Here is a 16,068-nt window from a genome sequence, read left to right as displayed (position 1 = left end):
GCGCGACATGAACATCGACGTGATCAGCATCTCGCTCGTTCTTCTGCAACAGATGTGCGTCTACCTGGTGGTCGCCTATCTGCTGAGCCGGACACCGCTGTTCATTCCGTTGACGCACGTGACGATCCGACTGCCGCAGAAGGCGGCCTGCTACGTCATCTTCTCGCTGTTCTGCATGATGGGGACCATCCTCGGCATGCCGGTCATCCACGCCATCGCGAACACCCCGGCGATCGGCGCGGTGCTCGGCGGCCTGCTCGGCGGGCCGGCGGTGGGTCTGGCCGTCGGGGTGACCGGCGGGCTGCATCGCTACTCGCTCGGGGGATCGTTCGCGCTGGCAGCCGCCCTGGGCATCGTCGCGCAGGGAATTCTGGGCGGGCTGGTGCACCGGCATCTGATCCGCAGGGGCAAGATCAAGACGCTGCTCGATCCCGTCAAGGCGGGGCTGCTGACCTTCATCGGGGTGATCATCGAACTGATCATCGATCTGCTCGTCGCCAAGCCGTTCTGGGACACGCTGCACACGGTCAGTCTGATCGCCGTGCCGGAACTGATCGCCAATTCGGTGGGAGCGGCCATGTTCATGGTGATCCTGCTCGACCGGCGGGAACTAATCGAACGGCAGTCGAGCGTCTTCTCCGCCAAGGCGCTGAAGATCGCGGCGCGCGCCGACGGTGTGCTGCGAACGGGCTTCAACCAGGAAAACAGCATGCGGGTCGCCCGCATCATCTATGAGGAGACGGGCGTCGGCGCGGTGGCGATCACGGATCGCGAACGGATTTTGGCCTTCATCGGCATCGGTGACGACCACCATGTGCCCGGCCGGCCCATCATCTCGGTCCAGACGAAGCAGGCGATCGCGAACAATCAGGTGCTCTACGCCGACGGCAACGAGGAGGCCTACCAGTGCTCCATCGACCCGCACTGCCCGCTCGGCTCCTCGCTGGTGATCCCGCTGGCCGGCGAGGACAACAGCGTCATCGGCGCGATCAAGCTGTACGAGCCCAAGACCAAGCTGTTCTCCACCATCAACCGCGCGCTGGGCGAAGGCATTGCCAAGCTGCTGTCCAGCCAGATCCTGGCCGGCCGTTACGAGCAGCAGAAGGTCCTTCTGGCACAGTCGGAGATCAAGCTGCTGCACGCGCAGGTGAACCCGCATTTTCTGTTCAACGCGCTGAACACCATCTCCGCCGTGACGTGCGACGACCCGGAAAAGGCGCGCGACCTGATCGGGCATCTGTCCACCTTCTTCCGCAAGAACCTGAAGCGGGCCAGCGAGCAGGCCAGCCTTGCCGACGAGATCGAGCATGTCAGCGCCTACCTGCAGATCGAACTGGCCCGCTTTTCCGACCAGCTGTCGGTCGAAATCGACATCCCTGATGAGCTGCGGTCCGTGTGCCTGCCGGCCTTCTCCCTCCAGCCCGTGGTCGAGAACGCCATCAAGCACGGCACGTCCCAGCTTCTCAGGCCCGGCCTCATCCGCATCTCGGCGCGGAGCGACGGACACGACCTCGTGCTGGACGTCGAGGACAATGCCGGGCTGTACGAGCGGGGGCCGTCGGGAAGCGGGCTGGGCATGAATCTGGTCGACCGCCGGATTAAGAACCGGTACGGCAACACCTACGGAGTCAGCGTGGCGCACGGCCGCGACGTGTTCACCAGGGTCACGATCCGCGTTCCTTTGGAGGTCATCCCGGCATGATCAAGGTGCTCATCGTTGACGATGAACCGCTGGCGCGGAAGGCGCTGCGCCGCCTTCTGGAGCAAGCGCCCGACTTCCACATCCTGGGCGAGTGCGGCAACGCCATCGAGGCGGTCGGCGCCATAAACCGGGACAAGCCTGACGCCGTGTTCCTCGACATCCAGATGCCCCGTGTCAGCGGCATCGAGATGCTGAGCATGCTCGACCACGACACGATGCCGCGCGTCGTCTTCCTGACCGCCTACGACGAATACGCGGTCCAGGCGTTCGAGCAGCACGCGTTCGACTACCTGCTGAAGCCCATCGACCCAGTCCGCTTCGAGAAGACCCTGCAGCGCCTGCGCCGGGAACAGGCGCCGCAGAACCTCGGCGTCCTGGCGGGTGCGAACCAGCTCCGGCAGATCCCTTGCTTCGGGCAGCACCATGTCCTCCTGCTGAAGATGGAGGAGGTGGAGTATGTGGCGTCGAAGGTCGCGGGCGTCTCGGTAATTTCGGTGAACGGGGAGGAGTTCCCAACGGCGCTCCCCCTGCACATCCTTCAGGAACGGACGCCCTTGCTGCGCTGCCATCGCCAGTACCTGGTGAACGTCGACCGCATCACGAAGATCCAGTTTCTGGAGAACGGGCTGGCGGAGATTAACACCTGCGGCGGCCACACCATCCCGATCAGCCGCCGGTTCCTGGCCGCCATCAAGGAACGCCTTGGCATTGTCTAAAGCGGATTTGTAGGGCGGCATCGTACGCCGCCGCGTCAAAGACGAGGGGGAACGGACAGCCTTATTGAATGTGCATCCAGAGGCGCATGAGTTCCGGGATTGTGCGGATGTCAAGCTTGCTCAGGATGTTCGCGCGGTGCGTTTCGACGGTGCGGACGCCAATCCCCAGACGGGTCGCTATGGCCTTGTTGGCGCAGCCCTCGACCATGAGTTCGGCGACATCGCGTTCGCGGGGGCTGAGAAGGGCCAGCTTCGCGACGGCCGACGCCGCCGCGGAGCGGTCACGGCGCTGGTGGGCGTCTCGCTGCAAAGCCTCGTGGATGCGGCGCAGGAAGACACCGTCATCGAATGGCTTCTCCAGAAAATCGACGGCTCCGGCCCGAAAGGCGGTGACGGCGGAACTCACCTCGCCGTGGGCGGTGATGATGATGACCGGAAGGCCGCAGCCGCGCCGGGACAGCTCCTCCTGAAGCTCAAGGCCATCCATGAACGGCATGCGAAGGTCGGCCACCACGCAACCCGGCTGCTCCAGGCTGTAGCGTTGCAAAAACTCCAACGCGTCGGCGAACGTGCACACGGACAGGCCGGCCACTTCGACCAGAGCGGCAAGCGCATCACGAACGGCTTCGTCGTCGTCGATGATGAAGACAGTCGGTTCCGCCGTGGAGGGCTTATTGGGTTCGGTCATGAGGCGGCCGGACATCTGAAGGCGCTGCGGGCAGAAACACTTGGAAAACGGAGCCATTCGCGCCGGTGCGGTCCAACCACAGCCGGCCGCCATGGCTCTCGATGATGGAGCGGCAGATCGGCAGACCGAGCCCCATGCCCGCCGGCTTCGTGGTCGCGAACGGCGAGTACAGGCGGTCGATCATGTCGGCCGCCACGCCGGGTCCGGTGTCCTCGACCTCGAAGGTGAGACCATCGGGGGCCGTGGCCCGAACGCGGAGAACGACCTCGCGCACGGGGCTGCCGGCCGCGGCGATGGCTTCGATGCTGTTGTGCACGAGGTTGAGGAGAACCTGCTCGATCTGGATGCGATCACACAGCACGAGGGGAAGCGGCTCCTCCATGTCCACTCGCAGCTGGACCCGGTTGTAGGCGGCGTCCCCGCGCACCAGCGCCAGCGTTTCCCGCACGATTTCGGCGGCCGATTCCGGCGCCAGCTGAAGCGATCCCTTGCTCAGGAAGGTGCGCAGCCCCCGAATGACCTCGCCCGCCCGCTCCGCCTGGATCACCGCCTTGTCGATGAGCTCCTGGGCACGCGGCGGAGTGTCGTTGCCCTCCAGGACCCGCTGGGCGGCGCGCGCGTAGCTGATCGACGCAAGCAGCGGCTGGTTCAACTCATGGGCCAGGGCGGACGCCATCTCCCCGGTCACCGCGAGGCGGGCGATGTGGGCCAACTCGGCCTGGTGCTCGCGCAGCCGGACCTCGATCTCGCGTCGCTCGCTGACGAGAGCGCCGAGGAACAGGGCCGTGATGGCCAGCGCCAGCATCAGCGTCTGATGATAGACGACCGCGTGCAGGGGGAACCCGATGGCCTGCAAACCGGCGATCAGGCCGCTCTGAATGGCCAGGGCGGCCAGAACCGCCCCGGACAGGCCGTGCGAAACGGCCACCCACACCAGGGGAAGGAACAGGACGTAGAAAAGGTTGAACTGACCATCGCCGACCGGCAGGAAAACGATGGCCAGAGCCGCCGCGATGGAAGCGGTCTGGGCCGCCGAGGGCGTCCTCGGCATGCTCCAGGCGGGCGTCCTTTCCGGGCGGTACAGGAGGAGCAGGAACGGGGTGACCACGGCGATGCCGATGGCGTCCCCCAGCCAGTACTGGAAGGCCAGCATCGGCAGGTCGGCGGCGGCGAGGGCGCCGTCCAGGGCGAACACGCCGACGAAGGCCGGGGCGACGAGGGCGGCGCTCAGGAAGGTGACGCCGACCAGCCAGCCGACGTCGCGCACCGTGTTCAGGGCCAGATCGATTGCCACCCGGCGGCGCAGGACATCGGCGGCGGCGGCATAGCCGGCCACGATGACGAGATTCGAGAGCAGCAGGGACGCGATCGACGCGGGGTGCCCGCGCACCACCAGGTCGGCTAGGACCAGCGTGGCGTAGACCATCGGCACGCCACGAAACCCGGTCCACAGCAGCAGGGCCATGTACAGCCCGGCCGGCGGGTTCCATGGGGTGATGTTCAGGCTGGGGCGCGGGTGGATGAAGGTCAGCCAGTCGATGGGAAGATAGGCCGCCAGGAAGGCGAGCGACAGCACGAGCATGTCCCTGCCGGTCGGAACGGCGGGAAACGACGCTCCCATGGCGCGGCTGGCGGGCAAGAACGGCATGTCAGGGCAGTCTTTCGGGGCGGCAAGCGCCGGCAACGCGTGGACTATACCGCCGCCCGACGGATTCTCCTATTCCAAGGACGGAAGCCCGTGGGCTCCCGTCCTTCCGCAACGTCGGTCAGCCGATGAAGAACGGCTGCGTTCCGTGCGCGGCGATGGCGCTCGACAACCGCTCCAGCGCGTGGGCATAGGCGGCCGTGCGCATGGAGATGCCCTTGGCCGAGCGCATGTCCCACACGCGGCGGCCCTCGGTCTCCATGATCGTGCGGAGGCGATCATGGATCTCGTTCAGGCTCCAGTAGTAGCCTTGGCGGTTCTGCACCCACTCGAAGTACGACACCGTCACGCCGCCGGCGTTCGCCAGGATGTCCGGCAGCACGATGGCGCCCGCCTTTTCCAGAATGCGGTCGGCGTCCGGGGTGACCGGGCCGTTGGCGAGCTCCAGAACGATGCGGGCGCGGATGCAGCCGGCGTTGCCCTTGTGGATCTGATCCTCCAGGGCGGCGGGGACCAGAACCTCGCAGTTCATGCTCAGCAGTTCGGTTTCGTTGGCGACGCGGGCGCCGCCCTCCGTGTAGGCCGTCACGGAACCGCCACGCTCCTTCGCCGCCTGCACCGCCAGGGGATCCAGCCCGTCCTCGCAGACGATGGCCCCCCGCGAGTCCGACAGGCCGACGATGCGGTAACCGTCAGCGTGCAGCAGGCGGGCGATGTGGAAGCCGGCGTTGCCGTAACCCTGGACCACCACGCGCTTGGCCGAGCCGGCGAGGCCCAGGTCCGCTTCGAGATGCTTGAGCAGGTAGAAGCCGCCGCGCGCCGTCGCGTCGTCACGGCCCAGGGAGCCGCCGAGCGGCAGGGGCTTGCCGGTGATGACCGCCGGGCTCGGCTGGCGGACGATGGAGCTGTACTCGTCGGCCATCCACCCCATGATCATGGAGTTGGTGTAGACGTCCGGGGCCGGGATGTCGCGGTCGGGGCCGATCATGCCGGCGAAAGCCTGCACGTAGGCCCGCGACAGACGCTCCAGCTCCGATTTGGACAGGCTGTGCGGATCGACCTTCACCGCGCCCTTGCCGCCGCCGTAGGGCAGGTTCATCACCGCGCACTTGAAGGTCATCCAGAACGCCAGCGTGGTCACTTCCTCCACGTTGGAGCTCGGATGGAAGCGGATGCCGCCCTTGGTGGGGCCACGGGTGTCGTCGTAGCGGCAGCGCCACGCCGGGAAGGAGCGCCGCGACCCGTCGTCCATGCGCACGGACAGGCGGACGCTGAGGGTCTCCTTGGGGTATTTCAGCTTTTCAAGAACCTCGGAATCCACCTCGACATGCTTGGCGGCTTCATCCAGGCGGCTCAGCGCCCCCGAAAGCAGATCGTCCATCTTCTCTTCCTTTATGAATTTCGGTCAGGAGCGCCGAAGGAGGGCCGCCAGCCCCTCGTCGAAGGGTCTATCCACCGCCTCCTTGGGCATATGCCGGCCTTTTTACTGAGGAATATCCCGAATCAAAATATCCGTAATATTACGGAATGCCGCCAAGGCTTTGAAAAGAATGGATAAATTTTTGCAAAAACAGCCATGGGCCGCGTTCCGTAAACATACGGATGGCAACCGCCGGTGGGTTTGGGCGAGACTTCTCCCCCGCCTGCATCGCAATCGCCGCGCATTCGAGGACGCACCGATGATCGAGGGAGCCGACCGACCGCTGATCTGGATCGGACGCACGGAGTATGGCCGCCTGCTGCGGGCGATGGACCGGCTGGCCGGGCAGGCTCCGGATGTGTCGGCGTTCCTCTCACGGGAGCTGGACCGCGCAATCGTCCGTCCGGAAAGCGATCTGCCCCGAACGATCGTGCGCATGGGAAGCCGGGTGCTGTTCCGCCGCGACGACGGCCTGCCGTTCGAATGGGGCGAGTTGGTGTACCCGGACCAGTCGCCCAAGGAAGGTCAGATCACCGTCGCATCGCCTCTGGGCGTGGCCTTGCTCGGCCTCCGGGAGGGCGCGCGCATGCCCTACGGCGATGCGGACGGAACCACGCGGTGGCTGTCGGTCGAGCGCGTTCTACCGGCCTGAGCCGCCGCCTCATTTCCCCTTGCGGGACCGGGTTGCAATCCGGGCCATTGCCGCATCGTCGGGCCGCAACGAAGCGGGGTCGGGCGTGTTGTTGGGCTTTGGAGACGCTTGGCAACGACGGGGATGGACGTGTCCGCGACACCGGAATCCGGCGAGGTTCACAAGCGCACCCACGAAAAGCGCGACGGGCGCAAGCTGTACCTCTACGGCTGGGCGGCGCATGACCTGCCCGTGACGGCGGAGCTGGAAGCGGCATCCCCGCCCCGCCCGCATCTGCGTTGGCACCCGTTGCGCGGGGAATGGGTGGCCTACGCCAGCCACCGCCAGGAGCGCACCTTCAAGCCGCCGGCCGAATTCTGCCCCCTCTGCCCCGTGCCGGAGGGCGGCTTTCCCGGCGAAATCCCCTTCGCCGATTTCGAAATCGCGGTGTTCGAGAACCGCTTTCCCGCCTTCCACCCCGACGCCCCTCCCCCGCCGCTGGATCTGCCCCTGCGCGGCGGCACCGCGACGGGCCAATGCGAAGTGGTCGTCTACAGCGCCGAGCACGGCGGCAGCCTCGCCGTCCTCCCGCCGGAGCGTCTGGCGTTGCTGGTCCATGTCTGGGCCGATCGCTACCGCGACCTGCTGTCCCGCGACGCGGTTGCCTTCGTCATGCCCTTCGAGAATCGCGGGGAGGAGGTCGGCGTCACCCTGCACCACCCGCACGGCCAGATCTACGCCTTCCCCTTCGTACCGCCGGTGGTGGAGCGCATGGCGGCACAGTTCCGCGACGCCCCCGTTCTGGCGGACATGCGCCAATCCATGGGCGAAGCCTACGACATCGCCGGCAACGAACACGCCGTCGCCTTCGTTCCCCCCTGCGCCCGCTTTCCCAGCGAGGTCTGGGTGATGCCGCGCCGCTTCCACCCCGGCCCCTGGACCTTCTCCGACGAAGAAGCCTTTTCCTTTGGCGCGCTGCTGGGGGAGACGGTGGCGCGGCTGGACGCGCTGTACGGGCGGCCGATGCCTTACATTTGTTGCCTCTACGCCGCCCCAAAGGGGGAGGACGGGCATTTCCACTTCCACGTCCAGTTCCTGCCCTTCCTGCGCACCGCCGACCGGCTGAAGTATCTGGCGGGCTGCGAGCAGGGCGCCGGCACCTTCCTGGTGGACGCCCTGCCCGAACAGATGGCCGCCCGCCTGCGCGAGGTGACGCCATGACCGCGAGCGCACGGGCGCCGGCGCGCGCCAACCTGCTGGGCGAGCACACCGACTACAACGACGGCTTCGTGCTGCCCACGCCCCTGCCCTACTTCACGACGGTGACCGTCGCGCCGGGCAATCAGGCCGGCATGATCGAGGCCTTTGCAGCGCGCTTCGGCCAGACGCTCGTCCGCCCATTAGATGCGCCCCGGCAGGGCGACTGGCTGGACTATCCGCTCGGCTGCGTGACCATCCTGCGGGCAGCGGGGATCGAGGTGCCCGCCCTGCGCCTGACTATCGAGAGCGACATCCCCATGGGCGCCGGCATCTCCAGCTCCGCCGCTCTGGAGGTCGCGACCTTGCGCGCGCTCCGGCGCTGGCTGGATCTGCCGCTCGACGACGAGAAAATCGCCCTGCTCGGCCAGCGGGCGGAGAGCGAGTATGTCGGCATGCCCTGCGGAATCATGGACCAGATGGTCAGTTCGCTCGGCACGCCGGGGCAAGCGCTGTTCCTCGACACGCGCTCGCTCGCGCACCGGCTGGTCGCCCTGCCCTCCAGCCATCAGTTGGCGGTCGTTCATTCGGGCGTTACCCACAAACTCACCGAGGGTGGCTACCGGCAACGCCGTTCCGAATGCGAGCGGGCCGCCGCCGCGCTGGGCGTGCCGAGCCTGCGCGACATCAACGACCTCTCCCGGATCGACGGCCTGCCCGAGCCGCTGAACCACCGCGCCCACCATGTGGTGACCGAGAACCGCCGCGTGCTGGACGGCGTGGCAGCGCTGGAGCGTGGGGACGTCGCCGCCTTCGGGCAGCTGATGGTGGAAAGCCACGCCTCGCAGCGCGACGACTACGCCGTGTCGGTGCCGGAGATCGACGCGCTGGTGGACTCCGCGCTCCACCATGGCGCCCTTGGAGCCCGCCTGACCGGCGGCGGCTTCGGCGGCTGCATCGTCGCGCTGATCGAGGATGTGGAGGCTTGGTGGCCCGCCGTGCAGACCGACAACCCGCGAGCGAAGCTCGTGTTTCCGAGGTCGGACAAAGAATCAACTGACGGGTGACGCGCCAATAGCGGCACAAAACAACACACCGCGCTTTGTCGGATATTTACCTAAAATTCTTTGATTATTTGAGTACCCATCCTTGATCGCGCCGCAATTCGCCAGCGTGGAGCCGTGATCTTTTCCCACCCATTCTTGTCACACCACCGCAATCCTGCGCAAACCCAAGGCCCGCTCCGGTTCTGGCCTTCTCAGGCCCCATCACAGTTAATCGTGCATTAACCATAAAAACCCAACCCTCCGACCCAACGAGCCCGCCACCCGGATCGGCGGCCTTCACATTGGATCGGAGCGACGCGTGCAGCGCATCACCTTCACTCTCGACGGCGACTGGGACTTCTCCTTCACCGGTGACGATGCGGTCGCCTTGGCCGAGGTCACGGACTGGCGCACCTGCACGGTCCCCAACCCCTGGCAGGCCGAATTCGACGACCTGCGCGAGCGCAACGGACGCGCCTGGTACCGCCGTTCCTTCGACGTGCCGACCGACTGGCTGAACGCCGGCAGCGCGGTCGTGCTGCGCTTCGGCGCGGTGAACTATTTCGCCCACGTCTTCGTGAACGGCCAACCGGCCATGCAGCACGAGGGCAGCTGGCTGCCCTTCGAAGCCGACGTCTCCGCCCTGCTCCAGCCCGGCCGGAACGAGGTCGCGGTGGCCGTCGTGGCGCCGACCGACGACCCGGCCGCCTACCCCGACTTCCCCATGGCCGAAATCCCCTTCGGCAAGCAGAGCTGGTACGGCCCGCTCGGCGGCATCTGGCAGTCGGTGACGCTGGAGCGCCGCGCCGCCGACCACATCACCGCGCTGCGCCTCGTGCCCGCACCGGCGGACGGGTCGGTCGCCGTGACCATCGACCTCGCCCGCCCGCTGTCGGCCGACCATGAGCTGGATCTGGAGGTCGAAGGACCGGACGGCACCGTCGTCGCTTCGCTGGCCGAGGTCGCCGCCGCCGGCGCCGCCACCGTCACCGCGACCATCGTCGTGGCCGATCCGCTGGCCTGGTCGCCGGACACGCCGCACCTCTACCGCCTGTCGGCGACGCTGCGCCGGGGCCGGGGCACGGTGGACAGCGCCCGCGACAGCTTCGGCTTCCGCACCGTCGAGACGCGCGACGGCCGCATCGTCCTGAACGGCGAGCCGATCTACCTGCGCGCCGCGCTCGACCAGGACTACTACCCGGACGGCATCTGCACGGTCCCGTCGGAAGCCTTCCTAGAGGACCAGTTCCGCAAGGCGAAGGCGCTGGGCCTCAACTGCATCCGCTGCCACATCAAGGTGCCGGATCCGCGCTATTACGCGGTCGCCGACCGCGTCGGCCTGCTGATCTGGACCGAGTTGCCCAACACCGCGCGCCTGACCGAAAAGGCCAAGGAGCGGCTGACCGACACGCTGCGCGGCATCGTCGCGCGCGACGGCAACCACCCTTCGATCATCGTCTGGACGATCATCAACGAGAACTGGGGCACGGACCTCGTCCACAACGCCGAGCACCGGGCGTGGGTCAACCGCACCTACCGCTGGCTGAAGGATCTCGACCCGACCCGGCTCGTCGTGGACAACTCGCCCCTGTGGCCGAGCTTCCATGTGGAGTCCGACCTTGAGGACTATCACAACTACGCGGCCATTCCGGACCATTGCGACGCCTGGAACGGCTTCGTGGACCGTCTGGCGAACCGCAACCAGGGCACCTACACCCACCACGGCGACGCCAGGCGCACGGGGCGGGAGCCGATCCTCTGCTCCGAGTTCGGCAACTGGGGCCTGCCCCACCCCGGGGATCTGCGCGATCCCGACGGCCAGGAGCCCTGGTGGTTCGAGACCGGCCACGACTGGGGCGAGGGCGTCATGTACCCGCACGGGGTCGAGAAGCGCTTCGCCGCCTACAGCCTGGACCGCGTGTTCGGCAGCCTGACGGGCTTCGTCGAGGCCGCCCAATGGCAGCAGTTCCACGCCCTGAAGTACCAGATCGAGGCCATGCGCCGGCAGCCGGCCATCGCCGGCTACGTCATCACGGAGCTGACCGACTGCCATTGGGAGTCCAACGGCCTGCTCGACATGCGGCGCAACACGCGCGCCTTCCACAATGTCTTTCACACCATCAACGCCGACACGGTGGTGGTGCCGCAGTGGAAGCGTGTCGCCTTCTGGGAAGGCGAGGACGTCGAGATCGGCCTTGCCGCCGCGCATGGCCGTGGCGACAAGCTCCTCGGCGTGGAGATGCGATGGAGCCTGGACGCCGCCGGCCTCGGCGGGGCGGAGCCGGTCGCGCTTGAACCCGGCGTGAGGCACGGCGCCCCAGCCATCTTCAAGGCCCCGGCGGTTCAGACCCCCGAAATCCACCGCGTGGAATTTGAGCTGGCGACCGACGAGGACGTGCTGGCGACCAACCACCTCGACCTCGTCGTTCACCCGCGCCGCAGCGGCCCGTCCGCCGGTTCGGTATCGGTCTGGTCACCGGACGACGCGGTCGTGAAGCACATGCACGCCCTCGGCTACGGCGCGGCGACTGGTGCCGCCGACGTGATCGTCGCCCGCGACCTGACCGAGGATTTGGTCATGGCGGTGCAGGGTGGCGCGCGGCTGGTGCTGCTGGCCGACCACGCCTTCGACCTTCAGCCGGTGTTCCCGCACTTCCAGAACGTGCGCGTGATGCCGCGCCACGGGTCGATGTGGCTGGGCGCCTGGGCGTCGAGCTTCTCGTGGCTGAAGCGCACGGGTCCCTTCGCCCGCCTGCCGGGCGGCCCGCTGATCGACCACAGCTTCGACCGGGTGATCCCGAACCACGTCATCGCCAACTGCACCACCTGGGATTTCCAGTCCCGCGTGCACGCGGGCATGGTCGTGGGCTGGGCGCACAAGGCGGCGGCCCTGATGGTGGAGAAGGACTACGGCCAGGGGCGCATGGTCGCCACCACCTTCCGGCTGCTGGAAGACGCGCCGGGCGTGGATCCGACCGCTACCCTGCTGCTGGACGGCATGGTGGAGCTGGCGCTGGCCCAGCGCCGGACGGTCACCACGGAAGCGGAAACGCTCCCGGCTTAAAGCCGCTGCAACGGGCCCCCATCCCAACCTTCCCCCACTTCGCGGGGGAAGGAGCTTGGTCCCCTCCCCCGTGCGCAGCATGGGGGAGGGTTAGGGTGGGGCCCCGCCGCTGGGGCTCAATCCGCCCCCTCCGCCGCCTCCCTCGCCACACGGCCGGCGGCAATCCCGACAATCTCCCTCGCGGCCTCGCCCGTCGCCCCGGCCTCGGCCCGCGCGATGCGGGTGTAGAGGGCGAGCGCCTGCCCCACCACCTGATCCATGTTGTAGTAGCGGTAGGTCGCCAGCCGCCCGACGAAATGCACGTTCGGCGTGGCGTCGGCGAGCGCCTGATACTTGCGGTACAGCTCCGCGTTTTCCGCCTTCGGCACCGGGTAGTAGGGATCGCCCTCGGCCGAGGGGAACTCGTAGGTCAGGCTGGTCTTGCCGTGGTGGACCTGCCCGGTCAGGTGCTTGTACTCGGTGATGCGCGTGAAGGGCACATCCTCGCCGGGGTAGTTCACCACCGCCACCGGCTGGAACCACTCCCGCTCCACCGTCTTGTGCTGGAAGCGCAGCGAACGGTAGGGAAGCTTGCCGTAGCGGTAATCGAAGAACTCGTCGATCGGGCCGGTAAAGATCAGATTGTCGTACTGAACCTCGCGCGCCACCTCGCGGTAGTCGGCGTTCAGCATGATCTTGATGTTGGGGTGGTCCAACATGTTCTCGAACATGCGGGTGTAGCCGTGCAGCGGCATGTTCTGGAAGCTGTCGCCGAAATAGCGGTCATCGTCGTTGGTGCGCGTCGGCACGCGGGCGGTCACCGCCTTGTCCAGCTCCGCCGGGTCCAGGCCCCACTGCTTGCGGGTGTAGCCGCGGAAGAACTTCTCATACAGCTCGCGCCCAACCGCACCGACCACCACGTCCTCCGAGGTGCGGACCTCGGGCACGGGTTCGGCGCGCTCCTGGAAGAAGGCCGCCACCCCCGCCTCGTCCAGGTCCAGGCCGTAAAGCCTGTTCACCGTGGTGCGGTTGATCGGGATCGGGACCAGCTGCCTGTCCACGCTGGCCAGCACCTTGTGCTCGTAGGGGCGCCATTTGGTGAAGCGCGAGAGGTAGTCGGCGACCTGCTGGGAATTGGTGTGGAAGATGTGCGGGCCGTAGCGGTGGATCAGCAGCCCGTCGTCATTGTGGTGATCGTAGGCGTTGCCGCCGATGTGCGGACGGCGGTCGATCAGAAGAACCCGTTTGCCCAGACTCGCCGCGAGCCGTTCGGCCAGCACGCTGCCGGCGAAGCCCGCCCCGACGATCAGGTAGTCGAAGCCGGCACGGCCACCCCCCGGATGTTGCCCGGGCCGTCCGACATACGCCGGCGCCTTGGGGCCGTGCCCGTAATTCAGATCACGCATTCGATCAGCCCTTTCATGCGAGCCCAGGTCGAATCCCAGGACATATCCGCCAACGCTCCATCGACGTCTTCGATCCAACGGCCGGGGTTCCTGGCGTCGCGCAGCGCCGCCTCAATGGCGGCGGCGAAGCGCTCAGGCGTGTCGGCAATGCGCACCAGCCCCGGCTCGCCATAGGTCCGCACCACATCGCGGATCGGCGTGGACACCACCGGCCGGCCGGCGGCGAGGTATTCCGGCGTCTTGGTCGGGCTGATGAAACGGGTGGATTCGTTGAGCGCGAACAGCAGCAGCGCCACGTCCCAGCCGGCGAGGTAAGCCGGAAGCTCCGCGTAGCTCTTGCCGCCGAGGTAGTGAATGTTCGGCGCCTGCGGCAGCGACGCCGGGTCGATCTTCACCACCGGCCCGATCATCACGAATTGCCAGTCCGGCCGCATCGCCGCCAGTTCGGCCAGCAGACCGCTGTCGAACCGCTCATCCAGCACGCCATAGAAGCCGAGGCGCGGGTGCGGGATCGCGGCCTGATCGGACGGTTCCTCCACGCCGGACCGTGCCCGCGCGAAGTGCGCGACCTCCACGCTGCTCGGAAAAGGGTGGACGTTCCGATGCTTCTCGCGCTTGGCCTCGAAAAGGCTGTGGCCGCCGGTGAAGACGACGTCCGCGCGCTCCAGCAGCTGGCGTTCGCGCTCCACCAGTTCCGGAGGCGCGCCCATGAAGGCTGACAGCTCGTCCATGCAGTCGTAGACGACGGCCCCTGCCTCCAGGTGGTCGGAGAAGGCGAGGCTCATCGGCGTGTAGTACCAGAGGATCGGCCGGACGATTCCGGCCTCGGCGACGAAGCGGTCCAGCAGGCTGCGCTGTGCCCCCTCCGCCTGCGCCGCCGATAAGCCGCCGGGCAGGCGCGGCACCAGGATCGTCACGCCCTGCCCGGCGTCGTGCACGTCCAGATGCGGCTGCAGGCCATCGGTGCCGACGGGTTCCTCGACAAAGAAAAGGCGATGGTCGCGCGCAAAGCGCGTCATCAAATGCTGCGGCCGTTGAAAAACGAAGTGCCACCGAAGGTGGGAGAAGCAGATGAAATCGGGTCGGCGCCGCGGCGATAACGTGGTTTGTACGGCGGGTCCTCCGGCTTCATCCACCCAGGCACGCAAGGAGCCGTTCAGGTTGCCTTCGTGTCCTCCGGTAACCTTCATGTCATGATTCTCCATTGCCTTGACTGGTGCCCCACCGCGCGGCGAACAACGGAAATCGGCGCAGGGTTCCTAAAAAGGGCGGCTTTTGCCTGGGGGTACTCCCCTGAACCCGCAAACGGTCCGGGACCCCGCTTTCGCACGGATTAGCCCTTTCCGTGGTTGCCGCCGGAAAGCGGACGCGGCGTGGCACGCCCGCACCCGGAACAACACGATACACGCCGAAACGAGCCGCGCCCTTCAGCGTGTGCACCCTCAGACGTATGCCGTAGGATCAGCCCATTCGCGGGCGGCGGCGCGGCCTATTCGGCGCCCAGGGCTGGGGCCAAAGCCGGCGCATGAACCTCCGCACCGGCGGCGTCCTTCACCGGTGCCCCGCAGGCGTCCAGCTCGGCGACGAAGGCACGGATGGCCGGCATGGTCTCCATCCACTGTTTTTGCAGATCAATGCCCGCCCCGACCCCGTTCAGCACGTAGGTGGACCAGCTGAGCGACGCCAGGAAATAGCCCAGCGTGAATTCCCCCTGGTGCACGTACCAGGCCCCGACGACCCAGGTGCACAGGTTGGTGACGTTGACGATGATGCCCCGCCCGAAGTTGAAGGCGAGAAAGCGCTTGCCCGTGAAGGCTCCGAAGGCGGCGAAGTCCCCGAAGCGCGCGTCGTATTCCCGCACCGTATCGCGCTGCTTGCCCTCGACCACGATGGACAGCAGGTGGCGGAACGCGCGGGTGTGCACGCGCTGCCGCGCGTAATCCAGCTCCTGCAGGCGCGTGTAGAGCGGCTTCAGCACCTTGTTCAGATAGATCGTCGCCAGCACGTCCAGCGTCCCACCCGCCACGGCGATCAGCCCGATCAACGGGTACCACCAGAGCAGCAGCCCCAGCGCGACCACGCCGGGAACGGCGACGGGGATGGCGACGCGGGCAAGGCTATTCACGAACTGGACGAGCACCGCCTCGCCCCGCTCGATCACCGCCTGTTGCAGGGCCGTGTCGCGCCCCTCCACCCGGCGCCGGTCGGCCAGGACATGCCCCAGCACCGTCACGCCGAGCCGGCGCGGAGCGGCGTATTGGAACCCGGCGAGGTCCACCCGCCCCAGAAGATAGGGCAGGACGTTGCCGTGGCAGATCCAGAACAGGAAGGCGGAGAGGATGAGGGGCTGCACCACCTCGAACGGAGCCTGAGCCGCCATGGCGTCGATGACCCGCCCGCCGATGAAGGGCAGCAGCAGATCGCCGGCCCTCTGCATCATGATGAGGGCGGCGATCAATGCCAAAGGCTTCCAGAACGGCCGGAAGAAGCCCAGAATCTGTCGGATGATCGGCAGCATGTCCACCCCTACACTGAAGAACCAAATGTCCTTCCGGCAGGTTGCGTGGCTTCATC

At 67.1% G+C, this 16,068-nt stretch carries 12 protein-coding genes; 6 read left to right on the top strand and 6 right to left on the bottom strand.

From position 1 onward, the window contains the following. Positions 1-7: 7 nt before the first annotated feature. A complete protein-coding gene (locus tag J2852_RS18410; protein ID WP_211112269.1) occupies positions 8-1,702 on the top strand; it encodes a sensor histidine kinase in 1,695 nt (564 codons plus the stop codon). Then, positions 1,699-2,418 (top strand): two-component system response regulator BtsR, encoded by a 720-nt coding sequence (gene btsR, locus J2852_RS18405; RefSeq protein WP_209878180.1) that lies wholly within the window; start codon positions 1,699-1,701, stop codon positions 2,416-2,418. Before J2852_RS18410 ends, btsR begins: the two co-directional genes overlap by 4 nt. Positions 2,419-2,479: 61 nt before the next feature. Here the strand turns inward: btsR and J2852_RS18400 are convergent, their stop codons facing one another. From J2852_RS18400 to J2852_RS18390, 3 genes are all read right to left on the bottom strand, one after another. Beyond that, complete coding sequence (locus J2852_RS18400) at positions 2,480-3,121, bottom strand: response regulator transcription factor (protein WP_246499808.1); 642 nt, start codon at positions 3,119-3,121, stop codon at positions 2,480-2,482. Beyond that, positions 3,090-4,754, bottom strand: a complete 1,665-nt coding sequence (locus J2852_RS18395; protein WP_246499807.1) for an ATP-binding protein — start codon at positions 4,752-4,754, stop codon at positions 3,090-3,092. The genes J2852_RS18400 and J2852_RS18395 overlap by 32 nt, the downstream gene beginning before the upstream one ends. Before the next feature lie 118 nt (positions 4,755-4,872). Next, on the bottom strand, positions 4,873-6,132 hold the full coding sequence (locus J2852_RS18390; protein WP_209878178.1) for a Glu/Leu/Phe/Val family dehydrogenase: 1,260 nt from the start codon (positions 6,130-6,132) through the stop codon (positions 4,873-4,875). A gap of 298 nt (positions 6,133-6,430) precedes the next feature. Between J2852_RS18390 and J2852_RS18385 the strand changes: the two genes are divergently transcribed. From J2852_RS18385 to J2852_RS18370, 4 genes are all read left to right on the top strand, one after another. Continuing rightward, positions 6,431-6,823 (top strand): GreA/GreB family elongation factor, encoded by a 393-nt coding sequence (locus tag J2852_RS18385; protein ID WP_209878176.1) that lies wholly within the window; start codon positions 6,431-6,433, stop codon positions 6,821-6,823. Positions 6,824-6,952: 129 nt separating this feature from the next. Then, on the top strand, positions 6,953-8,023 hold the full coding sequence (locus J2852_RS18380) for a galactose-1-phosphate uridylyltransferase (protein ID WP_209878174.1): 1,071 nt from the start codon (positions 6,953-6,955) through the stop codon (positions 8,021-8,023). Further along, a complete protein-coding gene (galK, locus tag J2852_RS18375; protein ID WP_209878172.1) occupies positions 8,020-9,066 on the top strand; it encodes a galactokinase in 1,047 nt (348 codons plus the stop codon). The genes J2852_RS18380 and galK overlap by 4 nt, the downstream gene beginning before the upstream one ends. Before the next feature lie 298 nt (positions 9,067-9,364). Continuing rightward, on the top strand, positions 9,365-12,109 hold the full coding sequence (locus J2852_RS18370) for a glycoside hydrolase family 2 protein (protein ID WP_209878170.1): 2,745 nt from the start codon (positions 9,365-9,367) through the stop codon (positions 12,107-12,109). A 116-nt stretch (positions 12,110-12,225) separates the two neighbouring features. Here J2852_RS18370 and glf read toward each other — a convergent pair whose 3' ends face one another. From glf to J2852_RS18355, 3 genes are all read right to left on the bottom strand, one after another. Next, complete coding sequence (glf, locus tag J2852_RS18365; RefSeq protein ID WP_209878168.1) at positions 12,226-13,494, bottom strand: UDP-galactopyranose mutase; 1,269 nt, start codon at positions 13,492-13,494, stop codon at positions 12,226-12,228. Further along, complete coding sequence (locus tag J2852_RS18360; RefSeq protein ID WP_246499806.1) at positions 13,482-14,513, bottom strand: glycosyltransferase family 1 protein; 1,032 nt, start codon at positions 14,511-14,513, stop codon at positions 13,482-13,484. Before J2852_RS18360 ends, glf begins: the two co-directional genes overlap by 13 nt. 470 nt (positions 14,514-14,983) lie before the next feature. Further along, complete coding sequence (locus J2852_RS18355) at positions 14,984-16,012, bottom strand: ABC transporter ATP-binding protein (RefSeq protein ID WP_209878164.1); 1,029 nt, start codon at positions 16,010-16,012, stop codon at positions 14,984-14,986. Between the last annotated feature and the right edge of the window lie 56 nt (positions 16,013-16,068).

Origin of the sequence: Azospirillum soli, assembly GCF_017876165.1 — a bacterium.
Taxonomy (GTDB): Bacteria; Pseudomonadota; Alphaproteobacteria; order Azospirillales; family Azospirillaceae; genus Azospirillum; species Azospirillum soli.
The sequence above is the reverse complement of the archived record's forward strand: the minus strand, read 5'-3'. Positions and strand labels throughout refer to the sequence as shown.

Bases quoted from the DNA above. Each gene is read 5' to 3' on its own strand.
- J2852_RS18410 (WP_211112269.1), top strand. From the start codon at position 8: ATGAACATCGACGTGATCAGCATCTCGCTCGTTCTTCTGCAACAGATG.
- btsR (WP_209878180.1), top strand. From the start codon at position 1,699: ATGATCAAGGTGCTCATCGTTGACGATGAACCGCTGGCGCGGAAGGCG.
- J2852_RS18400 (WP_246499808.1), bottom strand. From the start codon at position 3,121: ATGTCCGGCCGCCTCATGACCGAACCCAATAAGCCCTCCACGGCGGAA.
- J2852_RS18395 (WP_246499807.1), bottom strand. From the start codon at position 4,754: ATGCCGTTCTTGCCCGCCAGCCGCGCCATGGGAGCGTCGTTTCCCGCC.
- J2852_RS18390 (WP_209878178.1), bottom strand. From the start codon at position 6,132: ATGGACGATCTGCTTTCGGGGGCGCTGAGCCGCCTGGATGAAGCCGCC.
- J2852_RS18385 (WP_209878176.1), top strand. From the start codon at position 6,431: ATGATCGAGGGAGCCGACCGACCGCTGATCTGGATCGGACGCACGGAG.
- galK (WP_209878172.1), top strand. From the start codon at position 8,020: ATGACCGCGAGCGCACGGGCGCCGGCGCGCGCCAACCTGCTGGGCGAG.
- glf (WP_209878168.1), bottom strand. From the start codon at position 13,494: ATGCGTGATCTGAATTACGGGCACGGCCCCAAGGCGCCGGCGTATGTC.
- J2852_RS18360 (WP_246499806.1), bottom strand. From the start codon at position 14,513: ATGACGCGCTTTGCGCGCGACCATCGCCTTTTCTTTGTCGAGGAACCC.
- J2852_RS18355 (WP_209878164.1), bottom strand. From the start codon at position 16,012: ATGCTGCCGATCATCCGACAGATTCTGGGCTTCTTCCGGCCGTTCTGG.